Raw genomic sequence first — 12,577 nt, 5'->3', positions numbered from 1 at the left:
TGCGGCAGGCGGATTTCAGATGGTCTGGTTGTAGGCTCCGACCTCGGGGTTCTCGCGCAGCACCGCGTCGACAGCGGCGAACATTTCGCGCATGCGGGCCTCGGAAACGGGGCTCTCTACCACCACGACCAGCTCCGGCTTGTTGGAGGAGGCGCGCACCAGCCCCCAGGTGCCGTCCTGCGTGGTGACGCGGACGCCGTTCACGGTCACCACGTCGCGGATCGGCTCGCCGGCGAAGGAGCCGCCCTTGGCCTGGAGATCCTGGATCTGCTTCACCACGCGGGTGACGACGTCGTACTTCACCTCGTCGGCGCAGTGCGGCGCCATTGTGGGCGAGCCGTAGGTCTTGGGCAGCGCCCGGTAGAGATCGGCCATCGAGCGGTCGGGATTGCGGTCCAGCATGTCGAGGACGGCGATGGCGGTGACGAGGCCATCGTCATAGCCGCGGCCCACCGGCGCGTTGAAGAAGAAGTGGCCGGACTTCTCGAACCCCGCCAGCGCCTTCAGGTCGGCGACGCGGCGCTTGATGTAGGAGTGGCCGGTCTTCCAGTAGTCCGCCTTGGCGCCGCTCGCGATCAGCTCGGGATCGGTGGCGAACAGGCCGGTCGACTTCACGTCGACCACGAACGTGGAGCCGGGGTGCAGCTTGGAGAGGTCGCGCGCCAACATCACGCCGATCTTGTCGGCGAAGATCTCGTTGCCCTCATTGTCGACGACGCCGCAGCGGTCGCCGTCGCCGTCGAACCCGAGGCCGACATCCGCCCCCGTTTCCTTCACCTTGTGGGCGATGGCGTGGAGCATCTCGAGCTCCTCGGGGTTCGGATTGTAGCGCGGGAAGGTGAAGTCGAGCTCCGTGTCGAGCGGGATCACCTCGACGCCAAGCTTTTCCAGGATCTCCGGCGCGAAAGCACCAGCCGTGCCGTTGCCGCAGGCGGCGACGACCTTGAGCTTGCGCTTCATCTTGGGCCGGCTGGTGAGGTCGGCGATGTACGTCGCCGGGAAATTCTCGACGTAGTTGTAGCTGCCGCCCGCCTCGGTCCGGTAGGCGCCGGCGAGGACGATCTCCTTGAGCCGGGTCATCTCGTCCGGCCCGAAGGTGACCGGGCGCTGCGCACCCATCTTCACGCCGGTCCAGCCATTGTCGTTGTGCGAGGCGGTGACCATGGCCACGCAGGGAACGTCGAGGGCGAACTGTGCGAAATAAGCCATCGGCGAGAGCGCGAGGCCGATGTCGTGCACCTTGCATCCCGCCGCAACGAGGCCGTTCACCAACGCCAGCTTGATGGAGGAGGAATAGCTCCGGTAGTCGTGCCCGGTGACGATCTCCGGCTTCACGCCCATGTCCCTGATCATGGTGCCGAGGCCCATGCCGAGGGCCTGGATGCCCATCAGGTTGATCTCCTTCTCGAACAGCCAGCGCGCGTCGTACTCGCGGAAGCCCGTGGGCTTCACCATCGGCTGCGTCTCGTACGCGTAGGTGTTGAAGGCGAGGGAGGGGACGGGCTTGGGGAACATGGGGGCTCGTCTGGCTCGAGTTCGGTCGGGCTAAGGTCTACCTGAACGGCAGGACAGTGCAATGGTTGCCCTTCCCGGAGGCGGAAAGACGGCAGCCCGGCGCAAGGCTGGAGGGCGGTACTCCAGACCCGCTCTTTTGCCGGGACCGGCAGAGAAGCGCGTCTGAAGACGCGCGGTCCGTGGATCGGTCTACTGCTTGAGGACCAGCGAGCCGTCCGCGATCTGGAAGCTGGACAGGCGGCGCAGGAACGACATGCCGAGGAGGCTCTCCTTGAGCCGGCCGGCAGGCAGCACCGCAGCCTCGACGTCGCGCAGCACGATGCTGCCGACGCGGACCTCGCGCAGCTTCACCGGCGCGGCCTGGATGGTGCCGTTGGCCGTGGCGATGGTCAGCTTGTACTCGCCGGCATTCGGGAAGATCCCGGCCCGTCCGGCATCCTCTGCCGAGAGCGCGACGACGGATGCACCGGTGTCGACCAGCATGTTCAGCCGCGTGCCATTGACCAGCGGCTCGGCAATGAAGTGGCCCCTTCCGTCCTCGGGCAGCACGAGCATGCCGCGGGGCATGCTGTCCTGGGCAGGCGTGGTCTTCTGCGCGTCGGCCGGCCGCGGCCCGAGCCGGAACGCCGTCGAGCCGTTGAGGACCTGGACGAGAACGTAGCTGACGGCCACGAGGACCGCTGCTTTTCCGGCGAGCTTCAGCATGGGCGGGCAAGGGGCAGCATGGATGGGGAGGGAGATAGCATGGTCTCCCTTTCCGCTTCCTTGCCCCGACCGCACGTTTTCGCGGCCGGCCCCGTTCAGGCCGCGAACCCGGCCGTGGCTTCGTCGATGGCCTCGCGGCGGGGCAGGCTCGGCTGCGCGCCCCGGATGGTGCAGGCGAGGCTCCCGGCGGCGGCGCCGCGCGCCAGGGCCATCGTGAAGCCGTAGCCGGCGTCCAGCGCGGCGGCGAACGCGCCGCAGAAGGCGTCGCCAGCCGCGGTCGTGTCGACAGGGGTGATGCTGAGCGCAGGCACGTGCCGCCTCACGCCGCCGGTCCAGCCGATGACGCCCTCCGCGCCGAGCGTCACCACCGTGGCGATGCCGTGCTTCGCGTCGATGCCGCGCGCCACGTCGTCGGGCTCGCCGCCGATGCCCAGCGCCTCGCCCACGGTGATCACCTCGTGCTCGTTGACGATGAGCACATCCAGCGCGCCGAGGAGTTCGTGCGGGATCGCACCGGCCGGCGCGGCGTTCAGGACGACGCGGGCTCCTGCCGATTTTGCGATGGCGGCGGCCTTGGCCGCCTCCGCATCGGGCACCTCACGCTGCAGGAGGAGGATGTCCGAGGCGCCGATCTCCACGGCCTCCAGCTGCGTGGCGCGTACATGCGTGTTTGCGCCGGAGGCCACGACGATGGCGTTCTCGCCGCGCGCGTCGTCGACGCTGATGAAGGCCGCGCCCGTCGGTGCCTCGACCCGCGCCGTACGTGTCAGGTCGACGCCTTCCGTTTCCAGCAGCGACAGGCCGATGGCCGCGAACGGGTCCTGCCCGACTGCGGCCACGAGGGCGACCCTGGCACCCGCGCGGGCCGCGGCCAGCGCCTGGTTGGCCCCCTTTCCGCCGGGGATGACATCGTAGCCGGGGCCGAGCACCGTTTCGCCCGGGCTCGGAATGTTGGGCACGCGGGTGACGAAGTCGACATTCACCGAGCCGAAGACGACGATCATGCTCCCCTCCCCGTGGCCTCCCGCCATGCGGCGACGAAGCTCCTCGCCCGCTCGCCCACCTCGGCCGCAGCCAGGCCGGGCTTGAACAGGGCCGATCCGATACCGTAGCCCGCCACCGGCGTCGCGGCATAGGCGGGAAGCGTCTCGGGGCTGACGCCGCCGACGATGACGAGACGCGTGCCGGGCGGCATCACCGCCGCGAGGGCGCGCACGGCAGAAGGCGTGATGACCTCGCCGGGAAACAGCTTGATCACGTCCGCCCCGGCCTCGAGCGCGACCGCGGCTTCGGTCGGCGTCATCACGCCCGGGGCCGAGACGAGGCCGAGGTGCTTGGCGCGGCGGATGACGGCGGGGTTGGCGTTGGGCGATACGATGATGCGCCCGCCTGCTGCGGCGACGGCATCGACGTCCGCCTCGCGATACACCGTGCCGGCGCCGACCACGGCCCGGCCGGCAAGTGCCTTGGCCAGCGCGCCGATGCTGACCAGCGGCTCGGGCGAGTTGAGCGGCACCTCAAGGATGCCAATTCCGGCGGAGACGATGGCCTCCCCGACGGCAACCGCCTCCTCCGGCCTGAGGCCGCGGAGGATGGCGATGAGGGAGCAGCGGGCGAAGGCCGCGTCGAAATCGGCAAGATGGGACATGGCTGGCTCCGCTCAGGCGCCGGAAAGATCGAGGAGACGCGTCAGGCCCTTCAGGAACACCGCGTCGGGATCGAGGATCCTGACCGTGTGCCCGGCGGCGGCGAAGGCCGAGCCATAGGCACGCGCCAGCACGCCGTCGGCGACCACCACCGTCTCGCCCGCCTCCTGCATCGCGAGCCCGTGGCGGACTTCGTTGCCGACGAGCAATCCCGACAGGAATGGCCCAACCTGCGCTGGCGGCAGGTCGCCCATCAGGGCCAGCGACCGCGCGGAGAAGGCCTGGTGCGTCAGCCCGCCCGGACGCTTCGAAGCCTCGAGCCCCCGCGCGAAGCCGGCCTCGTCCTCCGGCTCCTCGGCGAGCTTGCCCAGGATCGTGTGGGCGCTCAGAGCGCCGTAAAAGTCGCCGGTCATGAAGGTGGCAAAGGAGACGACGCGCCCGCCCGAAAGCCGGGCCCATTTGCCGTGCGTGCCCGGGGTAACGACGGTGCCGTCATCGATCCCGGCGCCGGCAAGCTTCACCTCCTCGCCGCGCAGCACGTCGGGCACGCCCTCGCCGTCGCGCGTGCTGAGGCCGGGCACGATGCGGGCAGACAGCCCCTCGCCGAGATCAACCTCGACGAGCGCAGCGGCCACGGCCTCGAAGCCAGCCGGGCAGTGCACGTAGGGTGCCTCGACCCAGCCGTTGCGGCTGCCGACCATGCCGGCCATCACGACCGGCATCGGCCCGTGCGCGGCGAGCCAGGCGCCGACATGCCTGCGCAGCGTGGCCGGATAGCCTCCCGCCGGCACCGCCATGATGCCGTCGTCGCCGGCGACGCGCTCCAGCGCGGCACCGGCCGCATCGACCAGCCAGGCCCGCAGCCGGGTGGTGCCCCAGTCGACGGCGATCAGCCTCGGTGAACTCATGACCTCAGCGCACTCACGGGAAGGTTGGCTCCGGGCGGCGGACGCTATCAGACCCAGCCGCCATCGACCACGTATTGCTGGTTCGTGCAGCCGCTCGACTCCTCGGACGCCATGAACACCGTGAACTTGGCGATGTCGTCGGGATAGAGCTTGCGCTTCAGGCACTGGCGCTGGAACAGCTCCTTCTCTGCCTCGGGCGTCAGCCAGAGCGTCTGCTGGCGCTCGGTCATGATCCAGCCGGGAGCGATGGCGTTGACCCGGATGTTGTAGGGCCCGTAGTCGCGGGCGAGCGACCGGGTCAGCCCGAGGACGGCCGACTTCGCGGCGGTGTAGGCCGCCATGCCGCCCTGGCCGACCATCCAGGAGGTCGAGCCGAAATTGATGATGACGCCGGCGTTCTTGGCCTTCATGTCCGGCAGGACCGCCTGGGCGGCGAAGAACTGGTGCTTCAGGTTCACCGCGATGCGGCCGTCCCAGTACTCCTCGGTCACGTCGCTGGTGGCGTGGCGCTCGTCATGGGCGGCGTTGTTGACCAGCACGTCGACGGGCCCGAGCTTGGCGCGGAGGGCCGACACAGCCTCGCGCAGTGCCGCGATGTCGGTAAGGTCCGCCCTGACGAAGGCCACCGCCGTGCCCTGCGCCTCGAGCTCGCGCACCACCTTGGCAGACGCGTCGGCATTGATGTCGATAAAGCCGACCCTGGCCTTCTGGCGGGCGAAATGACGGGTGATGGCCTCGCCGATGCCGCTGCCGCCGCCCGTGATCAACACCACCTTGCCCTCGAGGTCCGGATAAATCGCGCCTGCCATCGCTTCCTCCCTGTCGCCGCCTGCACGGCTGATGTTTGCCCATCGATACACGGGCGGCATTGGCCGGCGCAAGCGCCGGCGCGGCGAACAGATGTACGTACCTCAGCAATAAATCCGAGAAACTGTAGGCGATTTTCCCGCTCGACGTGCAGCCCCGCGCCATGCGCACGTCAACAGGGGTTGATTTGCCACATGGCGGAAGTACGCTTCCTTGGCCGTGACCGCCGGCCGATGAGCCGGGCGGGTCCAACGGGACAGTTCCTAGGGAGGGAACATCATGAACCGCATCATTCGCCTTGCGGCGTTGGCCGCAGGCGTGTCCGTGCTCAGCGCGGGCGCCGCCCTCGCCCAGTCGGGCGTCCTCAACAAGGCCGTCGGCGGCTACACCTTCGACGACGCTGCCAAGGAGGCGGCGACGACGAAGGACTTCAATTCGAAGGACGGCAAGCTCACCTTCGCCATCGTCACGCACACCGCCGGCAACGGCTTCTTCGACCCCACCTATGTCGGCGCGAAAGTCGCCGCCAACGCCCTCGGCATCAACCTGATCATGCTGGGCTCCGAGGCACCGGTCGACGACATCCCGCGCGAGATCGCGATCCTCAACCAGATCGTGCAGGACCCCACGATCGACGGCGTCATCATGACGACCCCCCAGTCGGGCGCCTATGACGACCTCGTCAAGAAGCTGACGGAGAAGGGCATCCCGGTCGCCACGACCAACTCCTTCGATCCCAAGCTCCTCAACCGCTCCGCCATCTCCCATACCGGCCAGGAATCATCGGCCGCGGCGATCGGCGGCGAGGCGCTGGCCAACTGCCTGATCAAGAACAACGTCAAGGGCGGGTCGATCATCTTCCCGAACACCACCACGCTAGGCAACGAGGAGGTGAACCGCCGCGTCACCGCCGCCTTCCAGGCCACGGTGAAGACGCTGAACGCCGCCGGCAAGCTGAAGGACTTCAAGGTCGACGCCGGCCCGCAGAACATCGGCATCGACGTCGACAAGGACAACATCGTGAACTCGGTGGTGTCGCTGATCGAGAGCCGCAAGGACGTCGTCGGCGCCTTCGCCGCCAACGGCTTCGTGACGCCCGCCCTCGGCGACGCCATCGCCCAGCTCAAGCAGAACGGCAAGGTCTGCGCCTTCGGCTTCGACCTCGGTCCGAAGCAGCAGGAGGCCCTGAAGACCGGCGCACTGACCGGTTCGCTCGGGCAGCAGCCCTTCCTGCAGGGCTTCTGGCCGGTGATGCAGCTCTACCTGCAGATCGACCGCGGCATCTCCGCCGCCAATCTCGACACGCGCGCCCAGCTCGTGACGAAGGACAACGTCGACAAGATCGGCAAGCGCTTCGAGAACTGACGCTCGCCTCAGGCCGTCATCCCGGCCGAAGCGAAGCGAAGAGCCGGGACCCAGGACCACCTGGCTTCCGAGTGCCTGGATCCCGGGTCTGCGCCGCACCGCTCCGCGATGCGGCGCGCCCGGGATGACCGGCGTCCATTCCGGACGGGCGCGGAGACCGCACCACGATGACCAGCATCGCAACCGCCCCGACGACCGACGGCACCCGCCTGCGGTTGCCGCTCCAGCTGATCGGCGGCTGGGAGGTCGGGCTGCTGGTGTTCATGGTCCTGCTCTACCTCGTCGGGGTCTACATCAACCCCGCCTTCTTCGGCTCTACCGACGCCTTCTCGGCCGTGCTGCGCGACACTGCCCGGTTCGGCGTGATGGCGGTCGGCATGACCTTCGTCATCGTCAACAAGGAGCTGGACCTCTCCGTCGGCTCGATTCTCGGCCTGGTGGCGACCGTCTTCTCGATCCTCTACGCGCCGTCGCACTTTGATCTGCCGATCGGCTGGGCCGTGTTCGGCGGCGTCGTCATCGGCATGGCCATCGGCCTGATCAACGGGCTGCTCGTGACCCGGCTGAAGGTGCCCGCCTTCATCGCGACGCTGACCATGCTCTTCATCGGGCGGGGCCTTGTTCTGGGACTCACCGGCGGCAAGACCATCGCCTATGAGCGCAAGGCGGCGGCGGACGGCTGGTTCTTCGGCTGGGGCGAGACGAACGCGCTGGGCTTCAACAGCCAGATCGTCATTTTCATCCTCGTCGCCCTCGTCGGCATGATCCTGCTGGCCAAGACGCGCGTCGGCTACGAGACCTACGCCGTCGGCGGAAACGAGCAGGCGGCGACCTATGCCGGCATCCCCTCGAAGTGGGTGCGCATGCGCGCCTACCTGTTCTCGGCGCTCACCGCCACGCTCGCCGGCCTGATGAACGTCGCCCAGGACAAGGGGATCACCTCCCAGTACGGGCAGGGCGCGGAACTCATCGTCATCGCCGCGGTGATCGTGGGCGGCGCCTCCATCGCCGGCGGCCGCGGGCGGGTGCTCGGCGCCTGCCTCGGCGCTCTCCTCGTCGTGCTCATCGACAAGGTGCTGCGGGAGGGGATCCCCATCACCCGCATGATCGATGTCGGCGACGTGCAGATGGAGGTGCAGGCCTACGCCCAGCTGCCGCCGGGCGCGGTGCCCGCCTTCCTGGGCGTGATCCTGCTCGTGGCCGTCCTGGTCGAGCCCTGGGCCATCAAGGGAGGCGGTGCCGCCCGCATCTGGGCGCGACTGCGGGGTGACGAGGCACCTCCCCCGCCCGATCGCGGCGAGGCCGCCATCGTCGGCGTGCAGACGCGCGGCGCCGCGTCCGAGGCCCGCGGCGTGGGGGCGCGCGGCATCCGGGCCTTCCTGGCGCGGCGCGATGCCGCGGCCATCATCCTGAGCGTCGTCCTCTGGGCGATCGGCCTCTGGCTGCGGCCGGACTTCTGGGGATCCCTCGACAACAGCTTCAACCTCCTGCTCGCCTTCACCGAGATCGCGCTGGTCTCGCTGGGCCTCACCTTCGTCATCGCTAATGGCGACATCGACCTCTCCGTCGGCTCGGTCCTCGCCTTCTCCGGCGCCACGGCGGCGTTCCTGATGAAGGAGATGGGGGCGGACCCGGCGCTCGCCGTCACCGTGGCGATGGTCGGCGGCATCCTGTGCGGCGTGATCAATGGCTGGCTCACGGTGCGCTTCGGCCTGCCTGCCTTCGTCGCCACGCTCGGCATGTTCTACGTCGCGCGGGGCCTCGCCGCCTGGCTGGTTGCTGGACGACAGCTCTCCGGCTTTCCCGAGAGCTACAACCTGATGGGCCGCAACGTCTTCGAGATCCTCGATTGGCTCGGCATAGCGCCGGGCGGCGGCTTCGCGCTCGCGCTGGCCAAGGCGGTGAGCGCGCAGACGCTGTTCATGGCCGTCGTGGCGCTGGTGGCGGGCCTCGTTCTCGGCCGGACGATCTGGGGACAGATGGTCTACGCGGTCGGCGGCAACGAGCGGGCCGCGCGCTATGCCGGCATCGACACGAAGGCGGTGCGCTTCTGGTCGCTGGTCTTCTCGGCCGGCTGCTCGGCCGCCGCGGGCGTCATCTACGTCGCCTATCTCCGCTCCTTCAACCCGTCGGCCGGGGCGGGGCGCGAGCTCGACGGAATCGCCTCCGTCATCATCGGCGGCGGCTCGATCTTCGGCGGCTACGGGACGATCATCGGGGCGCTGGCGGGAGCGGCCGCCATCACGCTGATCCGGTCACTGCTGTCGCTGCAGGTCATCCTTCCCGACGGATCGTCCTTCGTCATGCCGCAGCACTGGATGAACGTCTTCATCGGCCTGATCCTGATCTGCGCCGTCGTCGGCGACATCTGGGTCCGGCAGGAAAACATCATGGAACGCTTCTCCCGCGCGCTCAGGCGCCGGGCGCCGCACGGAGGGGACGCATGACCACGCCCATCATCGAGATGCGCGGCATCGAGAAGCATTTCGGCGCCGTGCACGCGCTGCGCAACGTCGATTTCTTCCTCATGCCGGGCGAGATCCTGGGCCTCGTCGGCGACAACTCGGCCGGCAAGTCCACGCTGATGAAGGTTATGACGGGGGCCTACCAGCGCGACGGCGGCGAGGTTCTCGTCGACGGCAAGGCGACGCATTTCCGCAGCCCGCAGGAGAGCCGCGACGTCGGGATCGAGATGATCTACCAGGACTTCGCGCTGTGCGGGAACATGGACATAGGCCAGAACATCTTCCTCGGCCGCTGGCCGCGGAAGGGCCTGTTCGTCGACCGGCCGCGCATGTATGCGGAGGCGCAGGCCGTGCTCAAGCGGCTCAAGGTCGACGTTAACTCCGTCTTCCAGAAGGTCGAGAGCCTGTCCGGCGGCCGCCAGCAGTCGGTCGCCATCGCCCGCGCCATCTCCTTCAACCCCCGCGTCGTCATCTTCGACGAACCCACCGCCAACCTCTCCGTCATGGCCACGGAACGGCTGCTGGAGACCATGGCGGAGCTCAAGAAACAGGGCGTGGCGCAGATCATCATCTCGCACCGGCTCACCGACATCTTCGAGGTCGGCGACCGCGTGATGGTGCTGAAGCGGGGCGAGAATGTCGGCGAGCGCTATGTCGCCCACACCAATGAGCACGAGGTGCTCGAACTCATCGTCTCCGGGACCCGGGAGACCCGCCTGACCGCCGAGGAAGCCTTGCGAAGGGCGGCCTGAAGGCGTGCTGTTTGCGATATGTTGAGCGACATAAGCTCAACCAAAGAAATGCAAACGAAAATTTAACCATACGCTGACGAATAATCCCCATGTGATCCGGTCGTTCGTGGACCGGTGGTGTGGGTGTGTCGGCATGAAGCTCGCTCGTATTGCTGTACTCGGGATCGCGCTCGCGGCTGGCGGCATTGCCGCCTATCTCGCATCGCAGTCCTCGGAAGCGCCGCCGCCCCCTCCCGAGAAGGTCGAGGCGGTGAAGACGACGGAAGTCCTGGTCGCCGCCGGTGAGATCCCGCTCGGCACCACCGTGGCTCCCAAGGACATGCGCTGGCAGGTGTGGCCGGCCGACGCGACCAGCGCCGGCATGGTCCTCAAGACGGAAAAGCCGAACGGCATCGAGGAGTTCACGGGCGGCATCGCCCGCGTGCCGATGGTGGCCGGCGAGCCCGTCCGTCCCGAGCGCATCGTCAAGTCGGCCAATGGCGGGGTGCTCTCCGCGCTGCTGCCCTCCGGCTCGCGCGCCATCGCCATCACCATCGACAACCGCGGCGCCAACACGGCCGGCGGCTTCATCCTGCCCAACGACCATGTCGACGTGATCCGCACGTTCCGCGACGAAGCGGCCAGCAAGTCCCAGGGCAGCGAGGTGATCGTCAGCGAAACGCTGCTGCGCAACGTCCGCGTGCTCGCCATCGGCCAGAACATTCAGGAGCGCAATGGCGAGAAGGTGGTCGTCGGTGAAACCGCGACCCTCGAGCTCGACCCGCGCCAGGTGGAAGTCATCGCGCTGGCCCAGCGCCTGGGACAGCTCTCGCTGTCGCTGCGCAGCATCCAGGATCTCACCAAAGCCGAGGCGCAGATGTCTGCCAACGACGACACGACGCTCACCATCGTCCGTTACGGGACGGCGTCGCAGCGCTGACGGGCACCGCACGAAGGACCATCCGAATGATGCGCTTCGCTCTCTCATCCACCAGCACCCTCCGGGGCGCCCTGCTCGCAGGCGCCCTGCTGGTGGCCGGCCTCTCAGGCGGGGCACCGGCCTTCGCCCAGTCTTCCACGCCGACGCAGATCAGCGTGACGGAGAGCGAATCGGGCCGGGCCAGGCGGCTCGACCTCGGCATCGGCAAGGCGGTCATCGTCGACCTGCCGCGCGACGCCAAGGAGGTCTTCGTCGCCAATCCGAAGGTGGCCAACGCCGTCGTGCGCTCCACCCGGAAGATCTTCGTGATCGGCGAGGCGGACGGGCAGACCAACGTCGTCGTGCTGGATTCCGAGGGACGGCAGGTTGCCAACCTCGACATCAATATCGGCCGCGACCTGAACCTGCTGCGCCGCACGCTGAAGGCGGCCATGCCCACCAGCGCCATCAACATCGTCCCGGTCGGCGACACCATCGTGCTCACCGGCACCGTCGCCTCGGCCGGCGACGCCCTGCAGGCCATGGACATCGCCAAGGGCTTCGTCTCGACGAGCACCGTGGGAGCGCAGGCCGTCGCCGGCGTGGTGGTCAACTCGCTCCAGGTGAAGGGCAAGGACCAGGTCATGCTGAAGGTGACGGTCGCTGAGATCCAGCGCGCCGTCCTCAAGCAGCTTGGCGTCAACACCTCGGGAACGTGGCAGGTCGGCAACCTCGCCGGCGCCGCCGACATCTTCACGCCCTTCACCCTGTCGCGCCAGGTGCTGGCCGACTCGCAGATCAGCGGCGGCGTCGGCAGCTCCACGAACGTTGTCCTGCGGGCCGCCGAGCGCGCCGGCGTCATGCGCACCCTGGCCGAGCCGACGCTGACCGCCATCTCCGGCGAGAGCGCCAAGTTCACCGCGGGCGGCGAAATCCCGGTTCCCGGCGGCGAGTCGTGCTCGACCGACCTCTTCGGCCGCAATTCCTGCGTGGTGAGCGTCGTCTACAAGAACGTCGGCGTGGCCCTCAACTTCACGCCGGTGGTGTTGAACGACGGCCGCATCAGCCTGCACGTCTCCACCGAGGTCACAGACCTCGACTACGACAACCAGCTGAAGGCGACGAGCAGCACGGCCCCGGCCTTCAAGACCCGCAAGATGGACACCACCGTCGAGCTGCCCTCCGGCGCCTCTCTGGTCTCGGCCGGCCTGATGCAGCAGGCCAGCGGCCAGGTGGTGAATGGCTTCCCGGGCCTCATGAACCTGCCCGTCATCGGCGCCCTGTTCCGCTCGCGCGACTATGAGCGCCGCGAGACGGAGCTGCTGATCAGCGTCACGCCCTACATCGCCAAGCCTTCGGCGCCCTCGGCCGTGGCCCGGCCCGACGACGGCTTCGCCGACGCCAGCGACCCGCAGGCGGTGCTGATCGGCCGGTTCAACCGGATCTATGGCAAGGGCCAGTCCACCGCAGCCGCATCGAGCTATCGCGGCCGCGCCGGCTTCATCGTGGAGTAAGG

General features: G+C 68.4%; 11 protein-coding genes. 5 read left to right on the top strand and 6 right to left on the bottom strand.

Annotation, left to right across the window (positions count from 1 at the left end; genetic code table 11):
• Positions 1 to 15: 15 nt before the first annotated feature.
• From AC5JCN_RS19410 to AC5JCN_RS19385, 6 genes are all read right to left on the bottom strand, one after another.
• Positions 16 to 1,515, bottom strand: coding sequence for a phosphomannomutase/phosphoglucomutase (locus tag AC5JCN_RS19410; RefSeq protein ID WP_495756732.1), 1,500 nt, complete (start codon positions 1,513 to 1,515; stop codon positions 16 to 18).
• Positions 1,516 to 1,704: 189 nt separating this feature from the next.
• Complete coding sequence (locus AC5JCN_RS19405; RefSeq protein ID WP_495756731.1) at positions 1,705 to 2,187, bottom strand: retropepsin-like aspartic protease family protein; 483 nt, start codon at positions 2,185 to 2,187, stop codon at positions 1,705 to 1,707.
• Positions 2,188 to 2,315: 128 nt separating this feature from the next.
• Complete coding sequence (locus tag AC5JCN_RS19400; protein ID WP_495756730.1) at positions 2,316 to 3,224, bottom strand: ribokinase; 909 nt, start codon at positions 3,222 to 3,224, stop codon at positions 2,316 to 2,318.
• Positions 3,221 to 3,868, bottom strand: coding sequence for a 2-dehydro-3-deoxy-6-phosphogalactonate aldolase (locus AC5JCN_RS19395; RefSeq protein WP_495756729.1), 648 nt, complete (start codon positions 3,866 to 3,868; stop codon positions 3,221 to 3,223). The genes AC5JCN_RS19400 and AC5JCN_RS19395 overlap by 4 nt, the downstream gene beginning before the upstream one ends.
• Positions 3,869 to 3,880: 12 nt before the next feature.
• Complete coding sequence (locus tag AC5JCN_RS19390) at positions 3,881 to 4,774, bottom strand: 2-dehydro-3-deoxygalactonokinase (RefSeq protein ID WP_495756728.1); 894 nt, start codon at positions 4,772 to 4,774, stop codon at positions 3,881 to 3,883.
• 47 nt (positions 4,775 to 4,821) lie between these two features.
• Complete coding sequence (locus tag AC5JCN_RS19385) at positions 4,822 to 5,583, bottom strand: SDR family NAD(P)-dependent oxidoreductase (protein WP_495756727.1); 762 nt, start codon at positions 5,581 to 5,583, stop codon at positions 4,822 to 4,824.
• Between the two features lie 277 nt (positions 5,584 to 5,860).
• Here AC5JCN_RS19385 and AC5JCN_RS19380 point away from each other — a divergent pair, with 277 nt between their 5' ends.
• From AC5JCN_RS19380 to AC5JCN_RS19360, 5 genes are all read left to right on the top strand, one after another.
• Positions 5,861 to 6,946, top strand: coding sequence for a substrate-binding domain-containing protein (locus AC5JCN_RS19380; RefSeq protein ID WP_495756726.1), 1,086 nt, complete (start codon positions 5,861 to 5,863; stop codon positions 6,944 to 6,946).
• A 167-nt stretch (positions 6,947 to 7,113) separates the two neighbouring features.
• Positions 7,114 to 9,393, top strand: a complete 2,280-nt coding sequence (locus tag AC5JCN_RS19375; RefSeq protein WP_495756725.1) for an ABC transporter permease — start codon at positions 7,114 to 7,116, stop codon at positions 9,391 to 9,393.
• The gene (locus AC5JCN_RS19370; RefSeq protein ID WP_495756724.1) at positions 9,390 to 10,163 is read left to right on the top strand and encodes an ATP-binding cassette domain-containing protein; all 774 of its coding nucleotides are present in this window, start codon (positions 9,390 to 9,392) and stop codon (positions 10,161 to 10,163) included. Before AC5JCN_RS19375 ends, AC5JCN_RS19370 begins: the two co-directional genes overlap by 4 nt.
• A gap of 133 nt (positions 10,164 to 10,296) precedes the next feature.
• Complete coding sequence (gene cpaB, locus AC5JCN_RS19365; protein ID WP_495756723.1) at positions 10,297 to 11,082, top strand: Flp pilus assembly protein CpaB; 786 nt, start codon at positions 10,297 to 10,299, stop codon at positions 11,080 to 11,082.
• A 26-nt stretch (positions 11,083 to 11,108) separates the two neighbouring features.
• Entirely contained in the window at positions 11,109 to 12,575 is a 1,467-nt protein-coding gene (locus tag AC5JCN_RS19360) for a type II and III secretion system protein family protein (protein ID WP_495756722.1), read from the top strand.
• Positions 12,576 to 12,577: the final 2 nt, after the last annotated feature.

The organism is Alsobacter sp., from assembly GCF_059501845.1.
This window is presented reverse-complemented; position numbering and strand designations above follow the sequence as displayed.

Bases quoted from the DNA above. Each gene is read 5' to 3' on its own strand.
- AC5JCN_RS19390 (WP_495756728.1), bottom strand. From the start codon at position 4,774: ATGAGTTCACCGAGGCTGATCGCCGTCGACTGGGGCACCACCCGGCTG.
- AC5JCN_RS19370 (WP_495756724.1), top strand. From the start codon at position 9,390: ATGACCACGCCCATCATCGAGATGCGCGGCATCGAGAAGCATTTCGGC.
- AC5JCN_RS19375 (WP_495756725.1), top strand. From the start codon at position 7,114: ATGACCAGCATCGCAACCGCCCCGACGACCGACGGCACCCGCCTGCGG.
- cpaB (WP_495756723.1), top strand. From the start codon at position 10,297: ATGAAGCTCGCTCGTATTGCTGTACTCGGGATCGCGCTCGCGGCTGGC.
- AC5JCN_RS19360 (WP_495756722.1), top strand. From the start codon at position 11,109: ATGATGCGCTTCGCTCTCTCATCCACCAGCACCCTCCGGGGCGCCCTG.
- AC5JCN_RS19395 (WP_495756729.1), bottom strand. From the start codon at position 3,868: ATGTCCCATCTTGCCGATTTCGACGCGGCCTTCGCCCGCTGCTCCCTC.
- AC5JCN_RS19400 (WP_495756730.1), bottom strand. From the start codon at position 3,224: ATGATCGTCGTCTTCGGCTCGGTGAATGTCGACTTCGTCACCCGCGTG.
- AC5JCN_RS19380 (WP_495756726.1), top strand. From the start codon at position 5,861: ATGAACCGCATCATTCGCCTTGCGGCGTTGGCCGCAGGCGTGTCCGTG.
- AC5JCN_RS19410 (WP_495756732.1), bottom strand. From the start codon at position 1,515: ATGTTCCCCAAGCCCGTCCCCTCCCTCGCCTTCAACACCTACGCGTAC.
- AC5JCN_RS19385 (WP_495756727.1), bottom strand. From the start codon at position 5,583: ATGGCAGGCGCGATTTATCCGGACCTCGAGGGCAAGGTGGTGTTGATC.